Here is an 18,155-nt window from a genome sequence, read left to right on the forward strand (position 1 = left end):
TCACAGGACCGGCAGGCCGAGCGTCTCGTCGGGGTGCTCGTGCTCGAGGAAGGCGGCGAGCGTGCCCATCCGGTGGCGGCGGACCGCGTGCTCGATCTCCGAGAGCGGCGCGCCACGCTCGATGAGCACGAGGATCTCCTCGTGCTCCCGCACCGACTCGCGCGCACGCCCGGGCACGAACGCGAAGATCGAGTCGCGCATGTGGGCCAGGCGGACCCACTCGCTGTCGACGATCTCCAGCAGACGCGGGTTGGCGCACTGCGAGTACAGGATGTGGTGGAACTCCTGGTTGAGGGCCGAGAACGCGCGGGGGTCGAACCGCTCGAGCGAGCGCGTCATCACCTCGTTCACGGCCCGCGCCCGGCGCAGGTCGTCCGCCGTGAGGTTCCGCGCGGCGAGCGCGGTGGCCGCGCTCTCGACGATGCCGATGGCCTGCATGGCGAAGCGGTACTGGGTGTCGTCGACCATCGACACGCGAGCGCCGACGTTGCGCTCGAACGTGACCAGCCCCTCGGCCTCGAGCTGGCGGACGGCCTCGCGGACCGGCACGACGCTCATGTGGAGCTCGTTCGCGATGGTCCCGAGGACCAGCCGGTACCCGGGCGTGAAGTCCTGCTGCGCGATGCGTTCCTTGATCCAGAGGTACGCGGTCTGCGACTTGCTCAGGCCGGTCGCCACCTTCACCTCGCCGAGCGCCACGCGTCGTACCTCGCTCTCCACTCGGCATCCATCGGGAACAGGCCCTTGATCGGGTTGCCCTCGGCGACGCGCTGGGCGACCCACGCGTCCTCGTCCTCCTGGGCCAGCGCGGCGTCCACGACCTCCTCGGCGAGGCCCGGCGGGAGCACGATGACGCCGTCGGCGTCGCCGACGACGATGTCGCCCGGCTGGATCGTGGTGCCGCCGCACGCGACGGTGACGTCGGACTCCCACGGCACGTGCTTGCGACCGAGCACGGCGGGGTGGTTCCCGGCCGACCACACGGGGATGCCGACGGCGGCGACGGCGTCGGCGTCGCGCACTCCCCCGTCCGTGACGATGCCGGCGGCGCCGCGCGCGTGGGCCCGCAGGGCCAGCACGTCGCCGAGAGTGCCCGAACCGGTCTCTCCGCGGGCCTCGATCACGAGGACCTCGCCCGGTCCGACCGAGTCGAACGCCCGCTTCTGCGCGTTGTAGCCACCGCCGTGCTGCTCGAAGAGGTCCTCCCGGTTCGGCACGAACCTCAGGGTCCTCGCGGAGCCGACGAGCTTCGCGCCGGGGTGCATCGGTCGCACGCCGTCGACCGTGACGTTGTTCAGCCCTCGCCTGCGCAGCTGCGCGGACAGCCCGGCGACGGGGGCGCGCAGCAGCTTCTCGCGCAGCTCGGGGGCCAGCCCTTCGGGGCCCAGCCCGGCGGCGTCGCGGGAGCCCCACGCCTCGGTGCGCTGGAGGTCGTCGACGGCGGGCAGCGAGCCGAGCGCACCGTCGAACGGCGCGTCGCCTGAGGTGACCGTCGTGACCAGGCGCCCCGTGGTCGGGGCACCGGCAGCGGTGGGGGCGTCGACCTCGATCTCGACGACGTCCCCGGGGACGAGGACGCTCGAGCCCGCGGGCGTGCCCGTGAGGATCACGTCGCCGGCCTCGAGCGTCAGGTGCTGCGAGAGGTCGGCGACGACCTGGGCCAGGGGGAACAGCAGGCCGGCGGTCGTGTCGTCCTGCACCAGACGCCCGTTCACCCACGACCGGACCCGCAGCGCGCCGGGGTCGACGGCCCGCGCGTCCAGGAGACCCGGGCCGATCGGCGTGAAGCCATCGCCGCCCTTGGAGCGGAGGTTGGAGCCGCGGTCGTTGGCGCGCAGGTCGTACAGCCCGAGGTCGTTCGCCGCGGTGACCCAGCCGACGTGGCCCCAGGCCTCGTCGAGCCCGACCCGCCGGGCCGGCGTGCCGATGACCAGCGCGATCTCGCCCTCGAACGCGAGCAGCTCGGTGCCGGCCGGCCGCTCGACCACTCCCCCGGACGCCGCGACCGAGCTGGACGGCTTGAGGAAGTACGACGGGTCGGCGGGCCTGCGACCGCGCTGGTCGGCGCGCGAGGCGTAGCTGAGGTGGACCGCGACGATCTTGCCGGGGCGACGGGGCAGGGCCCCGAACCGCGGGTCCGCGCCCTCGTCCGTCGTCATCGACCCTCTCCCGGCGTCACGTCGCGGATCATATACGATCATCGACGGCGCGGGCAAGGACCCGGCGGACGAGGGGCGCCCCGCCGTCACGTCAGCAGCTGGGCCATCTTCTTGGCGATCAGCTCGGTGGCGCGCCGAGGGGCGAGCCGCGACAGGCGATCGAGCCCGCGGGCGTCGCTGCCGATGCACACGCGGTACGGGCCCGTGCGCACGGCGTCCACGATCTTCGCCGCCGCGACGCTGGGCTTGGTGAGCGAGGCCTCCATCGCCGACGTGTCGGCACCGGCCCCGGGGATCGCCGAGCCGGAGTTCTCCGCGATCCCGGTGGCCACGCCGCCGGGGAACACGACGGTGACGGCGACCGGCGTGCCGCGCAGCTCGGCGTAGAGGGCCTCGGTGAACAGCTTCACCGCCGCCTTCGACGCGCCGTAGGCGGCCTGCCCGGGCACGGGTGCGAGAGCACCCATGCTCGAGACGTTCACGAGGCACGCCGCCGGCCGGGACTGCAGCTGGGGCAGGAACGCGGTCGTCATGTTGACCACGCCCCAGAAGTTGACCGCCATGACCTTCTCGATCTCGGCGTGCGTCAGGTCGGCCACCTTGACGAACTTCTGGATGATGCCGGCCACGTTGATCAGCCCGTCGACCCGCCCGTGCACGGCCAGCACGTCGCCGACCAGCGCGGTCACCGCCGCCGCGTCGCTGACGTCGACCGTGTGCAGGGTCAGCCGGTCGGCTGCGCCGGCCACGCGTGCGGTCTCGGCGAGCGCGCTCTCGCGCAGGTCCACCGCGGCGACGCGACCGCCCTCACGCAGCAGGGCGAGGACGACCTCGCGGCCGATGCCGTTGCCGCCGCCCGTGACGACGAAGACGTTCCCCTGGATCTCCATGGCCGATCAGCCCTTCGCCATGTGGCGGGCGGCGCGCAGGCCGAAGACGGCGGCCGGTCCGATGGTCGAGCCCGGGCCCGGGTAGGTGCGGCCCATGACCGACGCCGAGTTGTTCCCGGCGGCGTACAGGCCGGGGACGACGGTGCCGTCCTCGCGCAAAGCGCGGCCGTCCGGGTCGGTGACGACCCCGCCCTTGGTGCCGAGGTCGCCGAGCACCACCCGGTAGGCGACGAAGGGGCCCTTCTCGATCGGGCCCAGGTTGGCGTTGGGGTGGACGGTCGGGTCGCCGTAGTAGCGGTCGTAGGCCGAGTTGCCGCGGCCGAAGTCACCGTCGACACCGGACCGTGCGAAGCCGTTGAAGCGCTGGGTCGTGGCCGCGAGGCGGGCCGGCTCGACGCCGATCTTGCGGGCCAGGGCGGCGATGCTGTCCGCCTTCACCTCGATGCCCGCCGCGCGCATGGCCTTGACCGCGCGGGGGTCCATGGCGAACGTCCGGAAGTAGCGCCGGATGTTGCGCGCCTCGAGGATCAGCCAGTACGGCCCGGCACCGCCGTCGCGCTCGAGCATGTCGTGGCCGAGGTCGACGTAGGACTCGGACTCGTTGGCGAACCGGTCACCACGGGAGTCGACCATGATCGAGTAAGGCATCGAGCGCTCGCCGACGATGAACGACGGCCGACCCTCGGGCGGTGCGGCCAGCGAGGCCCCCCACCACGCCTCGTCCATGAGCTCGACGGCCACACCGATCTCCTGCGCCGCCGCGATCGGCACCCCGATGTTCCCCAGGTTGCCCGACGGAGCGCCGTCGATGCCGTGGTACTTCTGGCGCCAGTCCGTGTTCCCCTCGAACCCGCCACCCGCGAGCATCACGCCGCGGTTCGCGCGGATGGTCACCGGTCCGCCGTCGCGCTGCACGCGGATGCCGACCACGCGGCCGTCCTCGACGAGCAGCTCCTCGAGGGGTGAGCTGAACCAGAGCGGCACGCGGCGCTGGACCACCAGCGCGTGCCCGAACGCCGTCGCCCACGCGTTGCCGATGCCGACCAGGCGCTTGCCCGTCACCACGCCGCCGAGGATCCGCGAGACGACCTTCACGCCGCGGACCATGCCCGACGCCGTGGACCAGGAGCGGCTCAGCAGCCAGACGTCGTCCGTCTTCGCCGGCAGCGGGACGGCGCCGCGCAGGGTCTGCCACCACGGTCCGAGGATCTTCGAGTCGAGCGGCTCGACCTCGATCGAGCGCCCGATCTTGCCGCCCGGCAGCTCGGGGTAGTAGTCGGGGTAGTCCGTCGCGCGGGCGAACGTGACACCGAACTTCTCCGCGGTGGCCACGAAGTCACCGACACCGTCGACGAACGCCTCCTTGCGCGCGCGCGTCGAGGCCAGCCCGACCTCGCCGACGCACGCCTCCAGGTAGGTCAGCGCCTCCTCGCGGGAGTCGCCGACGCCGTCGCGGTGCATGAGGGGGTTGTCGGGCATCCACATGCCTCCCCCGGACATCGCCGTGGAGCCACCCCACTTGTCGGTCGACTCGACCATGAGCACCGACAGCCCTTCGTCGACGGCGCCCATCGCCGTGGCGAGGCCGGCCGCTCCCGTCCCGACCACGACGACGTCGTAGAGGTGCTCCACGGGGGTCCTCGGTGCCATCACGTGCTCCTCTCGGCAAACCGGACAACACTGTCCGGATCTAGGATGCAGCATGCCTCCCGCTCGACGAGCCGTCAACCGTGGCCCCGCCGCGGCGCCCGAGAACCGCACCGCGATCCTCGAGGCGGCGCGGCGCCTGTTCGCCGAACGCGGCTTCCTCGTGCCGCTCAGCACGATCGCCAAGGAGGCCGGCGTCGGGCAGGGCGTGCTCTACCGGCACTTCCCCACCCGGTTCGAGCTGGCGTTCGCCGTGTTCGAGGACAACTTCGTCGAGCTCGATCGCGCTGCCTCCACGGGCGGCCCGGACGCGTTCGGTGCGCTGTGGTCCGTGCTCCTCGAGCAGACCGTGCGGGAGGCCGCGTTCGTCGAGATGGTCGTCGAGGCCCGCCGGTCCCAGCCCGCCTACGACGGCGACGACCGCCTGCGCGCCCTCATCGAACGCACCCTGCCCGAGGCGCGGGCCGCCGGGCGGGTCCCGGTCGGCACGCAGATCGAGGACGTCCTGCTGGCGTGGCGGATGGTCTTCGGCGTCGTGGCGACGGCCGAGTCCGCCGATCGCGCGCGCGCCGACGTGGCGCGGGTGGTCGCGTTCTTCGATCCGAGCCGCTGAGCCGCCGCCGACTACAGGTGTTCGACGAGCGTCTGCAGGTGACGTGCTCGGGCTCCTGCACGACCACGGCCCGGGGAGCCTGATGAACCCGGTCGGCGGGCGGGTCCGGGCCATCGACGACCCCGCGATCACCGCGCTGCGGCGCCACTACACCTGACGCGCGACTCAGCCGCCGAGGAGGAGCGTCGAGGCCGCAGCGAGCAGCGGCCCGACGACGAGGATCCCGGTCTGCAGCTCGCCCAGGAGCGTGGCGTCGAGCCCGAGCTGCGCCTGGGTCGCCTGCCGTTGCTGCAGCTCGCCGCGGACCGAGTCGGCGTCCGACCCACCGACCGGAGCAAGAACGCGCAGCAACGCGCGAGCCTCGAGACGGAGCGCGTGGCGGGGAACCGCGTACGCGCCGCCGACCAGGGCCGTCCCGACGACCCCGAACGTGAGCACCGTGACGGGCGTGACGGGCGCGGCACCGTGCAGCGGCGTGAGCTGCGCGGAGGCCCCGAGGGCGAACGTCGACAGCGCGATGAGCGCACCCAGAGGAGGCAGCAGGCCGATCGTGAGCTCACGCAGGCGCAGATAGTCGTCGACGCGACGCCCGAGGACCGACAGCGCCGRCACGGCCAGGACGGCGTCGCGGACACCCAGCAGAGCGATCACGACGGTCGTCGAGCCGACGACCGCCCAGACGGTGAGCACCGGCCCGCGCCAGCTGACGCCGCTCAGGTCGAGAACCACGGAGGCCACGGCCAGCACGGCGACGACTGCCACGGTGACGGCTGCGAGCGCCCGGATCGGACCCCACCGCACCGGGCGGACGTCGGCGACGTCGGCCGAGCGCCGGAGCCCCAGCACGAACACGGCGGCGGAGCTGGTGGACAGCGCGACCGCCAGGCCGGACCAGACCACGACCCAGTCGCGGTCGGCGGCACCCGGGTGGTCGGCGATCGCCGAGGCGGCGACACCCACACCCAGGAGGAACCCGACCAGCACCACGACCGCCGGGAGTCGAGCGTCACGGGACCGGGTCACCCGGCCAGCCTGCTCGCACCGACGGGGTTCTCGCCAGCACGTCGGGGACMCGTTCGGGGGATGCGTCGCCCGGTCTTCTGGCGTAGAACGGATCGCATGTTCGAAGAAGGTCAGCTCTACGCCCCCGTCACCGCGGACGAGGATGGCAAGGCCACGGTGCACCTCGCCGACGACCACCCCGGCGCGAACGACCCCGAGTACCGCCGCCGCCGCAACGAGATCGCCGCCCCGGCGCTCGCGTGGCAGCCCGGGGACCCGGTGCCGCGCGTCGAGTACACGGACTCCGAGAACGCGATCTGGCGCACCGTGTGCCGCGAGCTCGCGCCCAAGCACGAACGGCTCGCGATCCGCGGCTTCCTCGAGGGCAAGGAGGCGCTCGCCCTGCCGACGGACCACGTGCCCCAGCTCGACGAGGTCAGCGCGGGCCTCGGTCCGCTCAGCGGGTTCACGCTCCACCCCGCCGCCGGGCTGGTGCCCCTCGACGTGTTCTACGGGTCGCTCGCCGACGGGGTCTTCCACTCCACCCAGTACCTGCGTCACCCGTCGCAACCGCTGTACACGCCGGAGCCGGACATCATCCACGAGGTCGTGGGGCACTGCAATCTGCTCGCCAACCCCGCGATCGCCGAGGTCAAGCGCCGTGCCGGGGAGGCCGCGCGACGGTGCGAGACGCCCGAGGGCCTGCAGTACGTGGCCGACGTCTTCTGGTTCACCATCGAGTTCGGGGTGATGTACGAGCACGGCGAGCTGCGCGCGTACGGCGCCGGCCTGCTCTCGTCCTACGGCGAGATCGAGGAGTTCCGCGGGGCCGACGTCCGGCCGGTCGACTTCCACGCGATGGCCACGCTGGAGTACGACATCTCCCACTACCAGCCGATCCTGTTCGCGTGCGACGGCATGGGCGAGCTCACCGACCGGGTGGGCGGCTTCTTCGCCGACTTCGACGACGACACCCCGGCCCGGCTCGCCCGTGCCGCCGCGCTGACCGCCCGCTGACCGCCCGCCCGGCACGGACGGACCGCATGGACGAGCGGGGCGCCGACCACTGGGTGGTCCACCGCGACCGGTACGACGGCATGTACGAGCCGTTCCAGAGAGCCCTGCTGTCCGCGGCGGGGATCCGCCGCGGCGAGGACGTGCTCGACGTGGGCTGCGGGTACGGCACGACGACGCTGGCCGCCGCGGCGCTCGCGCGACCCGGCACGGTCACCGGCATCGACGTGTCGCCCACCATGCTCGCGCTGGCGCGGACGAGCGCCGCGGGCACGAGCACCGTCTCGTTCGTCGAGGACGACGCCCAGACCCATGTCTTCCCGGCGTCGTCGTTCGACGTCGTGCTCTCGCGGTTCGGTCTGATGTTCTTCGCCGACCCGGTCGCGGCGTTCACCACGCTCCGGCGGGCGACCCGACCCGGGGGTCGCCTGGCCTTCGTGTCCTGGCGGTCGCCGGCGCACCAGCCCTGGTTGTGCGTCCCCGGAGCGGCCGTCGCGCGTTACGTCGAGCTCCCCGACCTGACCAACGGTGGCGGACCGGGCATGTTCGGCCTCGCCGACCCCGACCGCGTGCGGGCCGTGCTGCAGGCCGCGGGGTGGACGTCCGTCGAGCTGGAACCCCTGACCATCCCGCTCCGGCTCGGGAGCTCGCCCCAGGACGCGGTGTCGTTCCTCCGGAGCGGATCCCTCGGTGGCCGGACCCTGGACGGCACCGACGAGGACACCGAGGCGCGCGCACTGGCCGACGTCCGGGCGGCGATGGCTCCGTACACCGTGTCGGACGGGGTCCGGCTCGACGCGAGCGTCTGGCTCGTGCAGGCGCGGGCCTGACCGACCGCCCCGGTCAGACGGGTTGCCGGTCCCGGACGACGAGCAGGTGCTGCCGGAAGAACGCCGCGAGCTCGTCCGTGGCGTCGAGCGGCAGGACGGCTGCGACGTACTGGTCGGGCCGGACGACGACGACGCACCCGGCGCGGTCCACGCCCCGCGCCTCGAAGATGTCGTCGGTCGGGTGCGTGGCGAAGACGTTCTCGTGGTCGACGAGCCCGAACGGCCCGGTGCGCGGCCGGAAGAGCTCGGGCACGGCGGCGACGTCGACGTCGACGTGCGGCTGCTGGTAGACGACCTTGATGTCGAGGACGCTGTCGACGTCCTCCCCCGCCCGCGTGTGGGCGAGCACCGGGGAGTCCGGCGAGCCGGCCATCCAGTCGGCCCACGCGGTCAGCGCGGCGGCCCCGTGGTCGGCGAACGCGTAGACGCGCCACCGGCCGTCGGCGCGGTGCCCGTGCCCGAGGTGCAGGGGATTCGAGTCGGCGACGCGGACCACGGGCGCGGCCTTGAACCGCTTCCCGACCGGGAAGCCCGCGGCGAGCGCCTGGTGGTCCGGCTCGGCGACCAGCATCGACGGCGGGTACTGCGTCATGAACCCGAAGAGGAACTCCGTGGTCCGCACGTAGAAGTCCGCGAGCTCGGCGGGGTCGGTGACCTCCTCCGGCTTCTTCGCCATGAGCGCCGACCACTGCTTGTCGAAGTCGATGAGGTTCTGGGCGATGACCTGGCGCTCGGCGGAATAGGTGGCCAGCAGGCTCTCCGGGCTGCGACCCGACAGGACGTAGCCGAGCTTCCAGCCGAGGTTGAAGCCGTCCTGCATGGACACGTTCATGCCCTGACCGGCCTTCGCGCTGTGGGTGTGGCAGGCGTCGCCCTCGATGAAGACGCGCGGGGTGCGCGTGCCGATCTCCTCGAGCGGGACGTCGTCGAACCGGTCGGTCACGCGGTGGCCGACCTCGTAGACGCTGTGCCAGGCGACGTCCTTCACGTCCAGCGTGTACGGGCGCAGGATCGCGTTCGCGTGGGCGACGATCTGCTCGACGGTCGTGCTGCGCAGCGCGTCGTGGTTCTCCGGCCGGACCTCGCCGAGGTCCACGTACATGCGGAACAGCTGACCGCCCTCGCGAGGGATGAGCAGGATGCTGCCGCCGGAGCCGGACTGGATCGCGCACTTGCGGCGGATGTCCGGGAAGTCGGTCACGGCGAGGACGTCCATCACCCCCCACGCGTGGGCCGCGCTGCCACCGATCGCGGTGCAGCCGATGGCCCGCCGGACCCCGCTGTGCGCGCCGTCGGCTCCGACCACGTACCTCGCGCGGACGACCTTCTCGCTCCCCGCGTCCGCACCCGACGTGCGCACGAGACGGACGGTGACCGGGTGCTCGCCGGAGTCGGCGATCTCGAGGTCGCGGAACTCGTAGCCGTAGTCGGGCGCCATCCGCGTCGGGGCGTTCGCCATGAACTCGGCGAAGTAGTCGAGGACGCGCGCCTGGTTGACGTACAGGTGGGGGAACTCGCTGATCCCGGACGGGTCGTCGGGCGTCCGCTCGCCACGGACGATCCGCGTCGGGTCGGCCGGGTCCGGGTGCCAGAAGCAGACCTCCATGACGCGGTAGGACTCCTCGGCGATCCGCCCCGCGAAGCCGAAGGCCTGGAACGTCTCGACGCTGCGCGGCTGGATCCCGTCCGCCTGGCCGATCGCCAGCCGCCCCTCGCGTCGGTCGACGACCCGCGTGGTGATGTCCGGGAACTGCGACAGCTGCGCGGCGGTGATCATGCCGGCCGGTCCGGTGCCCACCACGAGGACGTCGACCTCGTCGGGAAGCTCGTCGGGACGGTCGAGGCCGACGCCTGACGCGGGCTGGACGCGCGGGTCGCCGGAGACGTAACCGTGGTGGTGGAACTGCATGGGACCGACTCCCCTGACGTCGATGTCGAGGTTGACGGATCGTATACTATCGCCCTGAGCCGCAACGACGCGGTCGACCCTGGTCCGGGAGGCCCTGCTCCATGCCGACGGTTTCCGCACACGTCGCCGTCACGCTCGCCGCCCACGTCGACCACGTCTTCGGGGTCATGGGCAACGGCAACGCGTACTTCCTCGACGCCCTGACGTGCCAGACCGACGCCCGCTTCATCCCCGTCCGGCACGAGGCCGGCGCGGTCGTCGCCGCCGACGCGTTCCACCGGTCCTCCGGCAGGCTCGCCGCGGCGACCACGACGTACGGCGCCGGGTTCACCAACACCCTCACGGCCCTCGCGGAGGCCGTGCAGGCGCACGTGCCGCTGGTCCTCGTCGTCGGCGACGAGCCGACGTCCGGACCGCGACCCTGGGACGTCGACCAGATCGCGATGGCCTCGGCCGTCGGTGCCCGCACCTACACCGTGGGCCGCACCGACGCCGCCGCCACGACCGTCATCGCCGTCGAGCACGCCCTGACGTACCGGGTGCCCACCGTGCTGGCGATCCCCTACGACGTCGCGACCCTGGACACCGGCCCGGTGCCCGAGACGCCGATCCCCCGCCTGCCCGCCCCGCTCGCGGTGCGCGGGGCGTTCGCCGACGGCGTCGTGCGGGAGATCGCCTCCGCCCTCGCCGGAGCGCGCCGGCCGCTGCTCCTCGCGGGGCGCGGCGCCTGGGTGGCCGACGCGGGCAAGACGCTCGGCGCCATCGCGGACGCGACCGGGGCGCTGACCACGACGACGGCGCTCGGGCGCGGGATCTTCCCCCGCAGCGAGTTCGACCTCGGCGTCGCCGGCGGGTTCGGCGCGGACGAGGCGATGGCGCTGGTCCGCGAGGCCGACGTCGCGGTCGTCGTGGGTGCCTCCCTCAACCAGTTCACGATGCGGTTCGGCGACCTCTTCGCCCCCGGGTGCCGGGTCTTCCAGGTCGACGTCGCACCCGCGGCGACCCACCCGCACGTCGGCGGGTACGTCCGCGGGGACGCGGCCGTCGTCGCGTCGGCGATCCTCGACGAGCTCGACGGCGCGGAGCCCAGYGGGTGGCGGGAGTCCGTCGACCTCACGGCAGCGCAGCGGCACGAGCCCGGCGACGGGATCGCCGACGACGGCCGGCTGGACCCGCGCTCCGCGGCCGCCCGCCTCGCCGAGCTGCTGCCCGAGGACCGGGTGGTCGTCTCGGACGGCGGCCACTTCCTCGGCTGGTCGAACATGTACTGGCCGGTGGCCGCCCCGGACCGGATGGTGATGGTCGGCACCGCGTTCCAGGCGATCGGGCTCGGCTTCCCCAGCGTCGTGGGCGCGGCGCTCGCCCGGCCCGAGGCCACGGTGGTCCTGACGACCGGCGACGGCGGCGGGCTCATGGCCCTGTCGGACCTCGAGTCGGCGGTGCGCGTGGCGGGCGGTCGCGGGATCGCGGTCGTCTGGAACGACGGGGCCTACAGCGCGGAGGTGCACCTCTACGCGCGCAAGGGGCTGTCCCGGGAGCCGATGCTCATCCCCGACGTCGACTTCGCCGGCGTGGCCACCGCGCTCGGCGCCCAGGGCGTCGCCGTCCGGTCGGTGGAGGACCTCGACGCGCTGACGGAGTGGCGCTCCCGACCGGCCGGCGAGCGCCCGTTCCTGCTCCTCGACCTGCGCATCTCCGGCGCGGTGGTCGCGCCGTTCTGGGAGGAAGTCTCCCGGGCGAGCGGCTGACCTCGCCCGCCGCACCAGCCACGAGCAGACGACCGCACCCCGAGAGGCGACCCATGGGCGAGACCACCCCCCGCCACCTGCCCGCCGACCTGCCCGAGCGGATCCAGCACTACATCGGCGGCGAGCACGTCGACTCCGCCGACGGCGCGACGTTCGAGGTCCTCGACCCSGTCTCSAACGAGACGTACCTGCRCGCCGCCGCGGGCAGGGCGGCGGACGTCGACCGGGCYGTCSSCGCSGCCCGRCACGCGTTCGAGAASGGKCCCTGGCCGCGGATGCTGCCGCGCGAGCGCTCCCGGGTCCTGCACCGCGTCGCCGACATCGTCGAGTCGCGCGACGCCCGCCTGGCCGAGCTCGAGAGCTTCGACTCGGGCCTGCCGATCACCCAGGCCCTGGGTCAGGCCCGCCGCGCCGCCGAGAACTTCCGGTTCTTCGCCGACCTGGTCGTCGCCCAGACCGACGACGCCTTCAAGGTCCCGGGCCGGCAGCTCAACTACGTCAACCGCAAGCCGATCGGCGTCGCCGGGCTGATCACGCCGTGGAACACCCCGTTCATGCTCGAGTCGTGGAAGCTGGGACCCGCGCTGGCGACGGGGAACACGGTCGTCCTGAAGCCGGCGGAGTTCACGCCGCTGTCGGCGTCCCTGTGGGCCGGGATCTTCGAGGAGGCGGGCGTGCCCACGGGCGTGTTCAACCTCGTGCACGGTCTGGGCGAGGAGGCGGGCGACGCGCTGGTCAAGCACCCGGACGTCCCGCTGATCTCGTTCACGGGCGAGAGCCGGACCGGGCAGCTCATCTTCGCGAACGCGGCGCCGGCCCTGAAGGGCCTGTCGATGGAGCTCGGGGGGAAGTCCCCCGCCGTCGTGTTCGCCGACGCCGACCTCGAGGCGGCGATCGACGCGACGATCTTCGGGGTGTTCTCGCTCAACGGCGAGCGGTGCACGGCGGGCAGCCGGATCCTGGTCCAGCGCGACATCTACGACGAGTTCGTCGAGCGCTACGCGGCCCAGGCTCGGCGGGTCGTCGTCGSCCCCCCGCACCTGCCGAGCACCGAGGTCGGAGCCCTGGTGCACCCCGAGCACTACGACAAGGTCATGGGCTACATCGAGATCGGCCGGACCGAGGGTCGCCTCGTCGCGGGCGGCGGGCGGCCCGACGGGTTCCCGACGGGCAACTACGTGGCACCGACCGTCTTCGTCGACGTGCCGCCGGACGCCCGGATCTTCCAGGAGGAGATCTTCGGCCCGGTCGTGGMCATCACGCCGTTCGACACCGACGAGGAGGCGCTCGCGCTGGCCAACGGCGTGAAGTACGGGCTCGCCGCCTACGTGTGGACCAACGACCTGCGGCGGGCGCACACCTTCGCCCAGGCGGTCGAGTCGGGGATGGTCTGGCTCAACAGCAACAACGTCCGTGACCTGCGGACCCCGTTCGGCGGCGTCAAGGCCTCCGGGCTCGGCCACGAGGGCGGCTACCGGTCGATCGACTTCTACACCCACCAGCAGGCCGTGCACGTGACGCTCGGCGAGGCGCACAACCCGACCTTCGGAAAGGGACACTGACGTGAGCGCGACCCCGGACCCCATCCCGACGCCGTCGTCCCCGCCGCCGGACATCCTGCGCGCCGCGTCGATGGAGCTCGTCGTCACCGACCTCGCCGCGTCGCGGCACTTCTACGTCGACGTCCTCGGGCTCGTCGTGACCGAGGAGGACGACACGTGCGTCTACCTGCGCAGCCACGAGGAGTTCATCCACCACAACCTCGTCCTGCGCGCGGGACCCGTCGCCGCGGTCGCCGCGCTGTCCTACCGGGTCCGAGCACCGGGGGACCTCGACCGGGCCGTCGCGTTCTACCGCGAGCTCGGGTGCCGGATCGAGCGGCGGGCGGACGGGTTCGTCAAGGGCCTCGGCGACTCGGTGCGCGTCGAGGACCCGCTCGGGTTTCCCTACGAGTTCTTCCACGACGTCCAGCACGTCGAGCGGCTCGCGTGGCGCTACGACCTGTACACGCCGGGCACGCTCGTGCGCATCGACCACTTCAACCAGGTCACCCCCGACGTGCCCCGGGCCGTCGCGTACCTGGAGGACCTCGGGTTCCGGGTGACCGAGGACATCCAGGACGAGGCGGGGACCACCTACGCCGCGTGGATGCGCCGCAAGCCCACCGTCCACGACACGGCGATGACCGGCGGGAACGGCCCGCGCCTGCACCACGTCGCGTTCGCCACCCACGAGAAGCACAACATCCTGGCGATCTGCGACAAGCTCGGCGCCCTGCGGATGTCGGACCGGATCGAGCGGGGTCCCGGGCGCCACGGCGTGTCCAACGCCTTCTACCTGTACCTGCGCGACCCCGACGGGCACCGCATCGAGATCTACACGCAGGACTACTACACCGGCGACCCCGACAACCCGGTGGTCACCTGGGACGTGCACGACAACCAGCGCCGCGACTGGTGGGGCAACCCGGTGGTCCCCTCCTGGTACACCGAGGCGTCGCTCGTCCTCGACCTCGACGGCGTCCCGCAGCCGGTCGTCGCGCGCACGGACTCCAGCGAGATGGAGGTGACCATCGGGGCCGACGGGTTCTCCTACACCCGCAAGGGGGACGCTCCCGAGGAGCTGCCGAGCTGGAAGCAGGGCGAGTACAAGCTCGGCCACCAGCTCTGACCGCCCGGACGGTAGCGCCGGCGTGCTCGGACGCTCGATGGCGCTGGCCGGCGGAGAGCATCATGGTCCGATGGCCAGTGTCGAACCCGATCTCGTCGTGCCCGACGTCGCCGCTGCGGTCGAGTTCTACCGCGCGGCGTTCGGCGCCTCCGTGCTGCACAGCGTTCCCGACGGTGGCGTGGTCCAGCTCGACATCGACGGAGCACGGCTGTGGCTGTCCCGCGAGGGTGCGTCGCACGGCCGGCTCTCGCCGGCGACAGCGGGTTCTCGGTCCGCATGGATGATTCTGTTGGTCGACGACGTGGATGCCGTCTGGGCTCGCGCAGTATCGGCCGGGGCAACGGCCGAGGCTGAGGTCGCCGAGGACTATGGGTGGCGTCTGGGCAGCGTGGTGGACCCGTGGGGCCAGCGCTGGGAGATCGGTCGCCGGCTCGAGGACGACGGAACGTCCTAGTGCCCCTCGTCTACGTCGACGACGGCGCGCCGACACCCCGCAGGATCGACGCCATCTTCTTGCCCCGCGCGACCTCGTCGACCAGCTTGTCCATGTAGCGGATCTTCTGCATCAGGGGGTCGTCGATCTCCTCGACGCGGATCCCGCAGATCAGACCCGTGATGGCGGACGCGTTCGGGTTCATCGCGGGCGCCTGGGCGAAGAACGTCTCCATGTCGACCTCGTCCGCGATCGCCTTGTCCAGGCCGGCCTCGTCGTAGCCCGTGAGCCACGTGATGACCTGGTCGACCTCGTCCTTGCCGTGGTTCTTGCGCTCGACCTTCTGCACGTACAGCGAGTAGATGCGGGCAAAGCTCATGGCGAAGATCCGGTGACCCGGCATCGTGGGCGACCTCCGTCGTCGTCGTCGGTGCTCGTGCGTGTGCTGGTGCGTGTGCTCGTGCTCCCAGTGTGCCCGCCCGGCGGGCGTGGCAGGCTCGGTCGATGGCCGAGATCCTCCTCCTGCACCACGTCCTCGGGCTCACCGACGGGGTCCGCTCGCTCGCCGACCGGCTCCGCGCGGCCGGCCACACCGTGCACACGCCCGACCTGTTCGAGGGCCGCACCTTCGACAAGATCCCCGCGGGGATGTCGCACGAGGAGGACGACCTCGGTTGGGACGTGATGACCTCGCGCGCCCGCCGCGCGGCCGACGGGCTTCCGACGGATCTGGTCTACCTGGGGATCTCGATGGGCGTCGTGTACTCCCACCTGCTGGTGCGCGAGCGCCTCGGCGCCCGTGGCGCGGTCTTCCTCGAGTCGTCCACCAGCACCGACGACTTCGACGGCTGGCCGGCCGGCGTCCCGCTGCAGGTGCACGGGCACGCCGACGACGAGTTCTTCGGCACGGACGGGGCGGCCCACGCCCGCGCGCTGGTGGCCGCCGCCGGCGAGGGCGAGGTGTTCGTCTACCCCGGCAGCACGCACCTGTTCGTCGACGACTCGCTCGCCACGTTCGACGCGGCGCAGACGGACCTCGTCCTCGAGCGCGTCCTCGGCTTCTCGGCGCTCCGCGGGGCCTGACGCCACCGCGGCGACTCCCCGGTATCGCCGCGGTATCAGCTCCGTTGACCTCGGTATCGGGCGGGCGGACACTCCGAGAATGAGGGTCCGGCTCCTGGGTCCGACGCAGGTCGAGGGTGATGGTGCTCTCGGGCGCCGCGACCGTGTCGTCCTCGCGGCGCTCCTGGTCCACGCCGGCGAGCCCCTCACCGTCGACCAGATCGCGGTGGCCCTCTGGGGTGACACGGTCCCGCCGTCGGCGCCGAAGGTCGTCCAGGGCGTGGTGATGCGGCTGCGCCGCGTGCTCGGCCCGGAGCGGATCCGGACGACCGCGGCGGGGTACGTGCTCGAGCCCGACGGCCTCGACCTCGACGTCGCCGACTTCGAGCGACACGTCGGCCGGGCGCGCGAGCTCCTCGCGGTCGGCGACGCGAACAGGGCTGTGGCGGTGTATGCGCAGGCACTGTCGTGCTGGTCCGGCCCGGCCCTGGCGGACCTGCTGGACTGGGACGACGGGCGCGCCGAGGCGGCCCGGCTCTCCGAGGTGCGCGAGTCGGTCGAGGAGGAGCTGGTCGAGGCGTTGCTGGTGGCCGGCCGCGCGTCCGAGGCCGTCGCCGACGGTCGCCGACTCGTGAGCAGGGCACGCGCCCGGGAGCACCGGTGGGCGCTGTACGCGCTCGCGCTCTACCGCACCGGGCGTCAGCGCGAGGCCCTCGACGTGCTGCGCCGCGCCCGTGCCGTGCTCCTCGAGGAGGTGGGGCTCGACCCGGGGGCGGAGCTGGCGGACCTCGAGCGCGCGATCCTCGCTCAGGACCCCGCGCTCGACAGCACCGGCACGCCGGCCGCCCGCCCGTCGGACGTGTGCCCGTACCCGGGGCTCCGGTCGTTCGACGCCGACGAGGCCGACCTGTTCGCCGGTCGCGAGGCGGAGATCACCGACTGCCTGGCGCGCCTGGACTCGTCCCGGTTCCTCGTGGTCGTGGGCGCCTCGGGCTCCGGGAAGTCGTCGCTGGTGCGCGCCGGGCTCGTGCCCGCGCTCCGTCGGCGGGGGCAGCCGGTCGTCGTGCTCACGCCGGGCGCGACACCGGTGGCGACGCTCGCCTCGGCGGTCGCCGCCGAGGACGCACCGGTGCTCGTGGTCGACCAGCTCGAGGAGGTGTTCGCCCCGACGGTCGAGGCCGACGTGGCCGGGTTCCTCGACGGCCTCACCGCACTGGTCGACTCGGGGCGCACCGTCGTGGTCACGGTCCGCGCGGACCACCTCGCGTCGATGTCCGGCAACCCGGGGCTCGCGCGGCACGTCGAGCGCGGCGTCCTGCTGCTGGGCCCGCTCTCGGAGGCCGCCCTGCGGCGCGCGATCGAGGAGCCGGCCCGGCGCAGCGGGCTGCTGCTCGAACCCGGGCTCGTCGACCTGCTGGTGCGGGACGTGCTCGACGAGCCCGGCGCGCTGCCCCTGCTCGGCCACGCGCTCGCGGAGACCTGGACCCGGCGCGAGGGTGCCGTCCTGACCGTCGAGGGGTACACGGCGAGCGGCGGGATCAACGGCGCGGTCGCGCAGTCGGCCGAACGCCTCTACGTGTCCCTGCCGGCCGCCGACCGCGACGGGCTGCGCGCCGTCGTGCACCGGCTCGTCGCCGCCGCGCCGGGGGGTGACCCGGTCGTCGTCCGCGTGCCGACCCGGGTGTTCGAGACGGCGCAGGACGCACCCCGGCTGCTCGACCTGCTCGTGCGGTCGAGGCTCGTGACGACCGATGCGGACACCGCCGCGCTCGCGCACGAGAGCCTCGTCCGCGCGTGGCCGCGGCTGCGGTCGTGGCTCGACGAGGACGTCGACGGGCAGCGGACGCTCACGCACCTGCAGGTCACGGCCGAGGCCTGGGACCTCGCGGGGCGCCCGACCGACGAGCTCTACCGGGAGGCGCGCCTGCAGACGGCGCTCGAGTGGCGGGCGCGGGCGCACCCCGTGCTCGCCGCGACGGAGGCGGCATTCCTCGACGCCTCCGCCGAGCACGAGCAGGACGAGCACCGCGAGCAGGCCCGACGGCTGCAGGCCCGCACCCGGGCCAACCGGCAGCTGCTCGGCGCGCTCGTCGCCRTCGCGCTGCTGCTGGTCGTCTCCCTGTTCGGCGGGTCGCTCGCCGTGGGCAACGGCCGGCGGGCCGCGGCCTCGGCCCTGGC

At 73.1% G+C, this 18,155-nt stretch carries 16 protein-coding genes; 9 read left to right on the plus strand and 7 right to left on the minus strand.

Annotated elements, in window-relative coordinates; translation table 11 throughout:
• From ACXJKG_RS02515 to ACXJKG_RS02530, 4 genes are all read right to left on the minus strand, one after another.
• Nucleotides 1–699, minus strand: coding sequence for a GntR family transcriptional regulator (locus ACXJKG_RS02515; RefSeq protein WP_456844183.1), 699 nt, complete (start codon nt 697–699; stop codon nt 1–3).
• Entirely contained in the window at nt 681–2,159 is a 1,479-nt protein-coding gene (locus ACXJKG_RS02520) for a fumarylacetoacetate hydrolase family protein (protein ID WP_456844184.1), read from the minus strand. The genes ACXJKG_RS02515 and ACXJKG_RS02520 overlap by 19 nt, the downstream gene beginning before the upstream one ends.
• 86 nt (nt 2,160–2,245) lie before the next feature.
• Nucleotides 2,246–3,049 carry an SDR family NAD(P)-dependent oxidoreductase gene (locus ACXJKG_RS02525; protein ID WP_456844185.1) on the minus strand — a complete coding sequence of 268 codons (804 nt, stop codon included), beginning with the start codon at nt 3,047–3,049 and terminating at the stop codon, nt 2,246–2,248.
• Nucleotides 3,050–3,055: 6 nt separating this feature from the next.
• On the minus strand, nt 3,056–4,699 hold the full coding sequence (locus ACXJKG_RS02530) for an FAD-binding protein (RefSeq protein WP_456844186.1): 1,644 nt from the start codon (nt 4,697–4,699) through the stop codon (nt 3,056–3,058).
• A 52-nt stretch (nt 4,700–4,751) separates the two neighbouring features.
• Between ACXJKG_RS02530 and ACXJKG_RS02535 the strand changes: the two genes are divergently transcribed.
• Nucleotides 4,752–5,309, plus strand: a complete 558-nt coding sequence (locus tag ACXJKG_RS02535) for a TetR/AcrR family transcriptional regulator (RefSeq protein ID WP_456844187.1) — start codon at nt 4,752–4,754, stop codon at nt 5,307–5,309.
• Between the two features lie 165 nt (nt 5,310–5,474).
• On the opposite strand, the gene ACXJKG_RS02540 is transcribed toward ACXJKG_RS02535, so the two are convergent.
• The gene (locus ACXJKG_RS02540) at nt 5,475–6,332 is read right to left on the minus strand and encodes a hypothetical protein (RefSeq protein ID WP_456844188.1); all 858 of its coding nucleotides are present in this window, start codon (nt 6,330–6,332) and stop codon (nt 5,475–5,477) included.
• Between the two features lie 96 nt (nt 6,333–6,428).
• Here ACXJKG_RS02540 and ACXJKG_RS02545 point away from each other — a divergent pair, with 96 nt between their 5' ends.
• The gene (locus tag ACXJKG_RS02545; protein WP_456844189.1) at nt 6,429–7,328 is read left to right on the plus strand and encodes a phenylalanine 4-monooxygenase; all 900 of its coding nucleotides are present in this window, start codon (nt 6,429–6,431) and stop codon (nt 7,326–7,328) included.
• A 26-nt stretch (nt 7,329–7,354) separates the two neighbouring features.
• The gene (locus ACXJKG_RS02550) at nt 7,355–8,155 is read left to right on the plus strand and encodes a class I SAM-dependent methyltransferase (RefSeq protein ID WP_456844190.1); all 801 of its coding nucleotides are present in this window, start codon (nt 7,355–7,357) and stop codon (nt 8,153–8,155) included.
• A 13-nt stretch (nt 8,156–8,168) separates the two neighbouring features.
• Here the strand turns inward: ACXJKG_RS02550 and ACXJKG_RS02555 are convergent, their stop codons facing one another.
• Nucleotides 8,169–10,064 (minus strand): FAD-binding monooxygenase, encoded by a 1,896-nt coding sequence (locus ACXJKG_RS02555; protein WP_456844191.1) that lies wholly within the window; start codon nt 10,062–10,064, stop codon nt 8,169–8,171.
• Nucleotides 10,065–10,165: 101 nt separating this feature from the next.
• On the opposite strand from ACXJKG_RS02555, the gene ACXJKG_RS02560 reads away from it, so the two are divergent.
• Genes ACXJKG_RS02560 through ACXJKG_RS02575 form a run of 4 tightly spaced genes read left to right on the plus strand, consistent with a single transcriptional unit; the run spans nt 10,166 to nt 14,936 of the window.
• Nucleotides 10,166–11,812, plus strand: a complete 1,647-nt coding sequence (locus ACXJKG_RS02560) for a thiamine pyrophosphate-binding protein (protein ID WP_456844192.1) — start codon at nt 10,166–10,168, stop codon at nt 11,810–11,812.
• Between the two features lie 53 nt (nt 11,813–11,865).
• The gene (gene hpaE, locus ACXJKG_RS02565) at nt 11,866–13,374 is read left to right on the plus strand and encodes a 5-carboxymethyl-2-hydroxymuconate semialdehyde dehydrogenase (RefSeq protein WP_456844193.1); all 1,509 of its coding nucleotides are present in this window, start codon (nt 11,866–11,868) and stop codon (nt 13,372–13,374) included.
• Nucleotide 13,375: 1 nt separating this feature from the next.
• Nucleotides 13,376–14,482: a 3,4-dihydroxyphenylacetate 2,3-dioxygenase gene (gene hpaD, locus ACXJKG_RS02570; protein WP_456844194.1), complete on the plus strand. Its 1,107-nt coding sequence runs from the start codon at nt 13,376–13,378 to the stop codon at nt 14,480–14,482.
• A 37-nt stretch (nt 14,483–14,519) separates the two neighbouring features.
• Nucleotides 14,520–14,936, plus strand: coding sequence for a VOC family protein (locus tag ACXJKG_RS02575; protein WP_456844195.1), 417 nt, complete (start codon nt 14,520–14,522; stop codon nt 14,934–14,936).
• A gap of 10 nt (nt 14,937–14,946) precedes the next feature.
• Here the strand turns inward: ACXJKG_RS02575 and ACXJKG_RS02580 are convergent, their stop codons facing one another.
• Entirely contained in the window at nt 14,947–15,318 is a 372-nt protein-coding gene (locus ACXJKG_RS02580) for a DUF2200 domain-containing protein (RefSeq protein WP_456844196.1), read from the minus strand.
• A 101-nt stretch (nt 15,319–15,419) separates the two neighbouring features.
• Between ACXJKG_RS02580 and ACXJKG_RS02585 the strand changes: the two genes are divergently transcribed.
• Together ACXJKG_RS02585 and ACXJKG_RS02590 are read left to right on the plus strand one after the other, a co-directional pair.
• Nucleotides 15,420–15,998: a dienelactone hydrolase family protein gene (locus ACXJKG_RS02585; RefSeq protein WP_456844197.1), complete on the plus strand. Its 579-nt coding sequence runs from the start codon at nt 15,420–15,422 to the stop codon at nt 15,996–15,998.
• 79 nt (nt 15,999–16,077) lie between these two features.
• Nucleotides 16,078–18,155 (plus strand): nSTAND1 domain-containing NTPase (locus tag ACXJKG_RS02590; protein ID WP_456844198.1); only part of this gene is annotated, 2,078 nt, incomplete at its 3' end.

The organism is Cellulomonas sp. P5_C6, assembly GCF_054049635.1.

Bases quoted from the DNA above. Each gene is read 5' to 3' on its own strand.
- ACXJKG_RS02580 (WP_456844196.1), bottom strand. From the start codon at position 15,318: ATGCCGGGTCACCGGATCTTCGCCATGAGCTTTGCCCGCATCTACTCG.
- ACXJKG_RS02520 (WP_456844184.1), bottom strand. From the start codon at position 2,159: ATGACGACGGACGAGGGCGCGGACCCGCGGTTCGGGGCCCTGCCCCGT.
- ACXJKG_RS02530 (WP_456844186.1), bottom strand. From the start codon at position 4,699: ATGGCACCGAGGACCCCCGTGGAGCACCTCTACGACGTCGTCGTGGTC.
- ACXJKG_RS02555 (WP_456844191.1), bottom strand. From the start codon at position 10,064: ATGCAGTTCCACCACCACGGTTACGTCTCCGGCGACCCGCGCGTCCAG.
- ACXJKG_RS02535 (WP_456844187.1), top strand. From the start codon at position 4,752: ATGCCTCCCGCTCGACGAGCCGTCAACCGTGGCCCCGCCGCGGCGCCC.
- ACXJKG_RS02545 (WP_456844189.1), top strand. From the start codon at position 6,429: ATGTTCGAAGAAGGTCAGCTCTACGCCCCCGTCACCGCGGACGAGGAT.
- ACXJKG_RS02585 (WP_456844197.1), top strand. From the start codon at position 15,420: ATGGCCGAGATCCTCCTCCTGCACCACGTCCTCGGGCTCACCGACGGG.
- ACXJKG_RS02550 (WP_456844190.1), top strand. From the start codon at position 7,355: ATGGACGAGCGGGGCGCCGACCACTGGGTGGTCCACCGCGACCGGTAC.
- ACXJKG_RS02525 (WP_456844185.1), bottom strand. From the start codon at position 3,049: ATGGAGATCCAGGGGAACGTCTTCGTCGTCACGGGCGGCGGCAACGGC.
- ACXJKG_RS02575 (WP_456844195.1), top strand. From the start codon at position 14,520: ATGGCGCTGGCCGGCGGAGAGCATCATGGTCCGATGGCCAGTGTCGAA.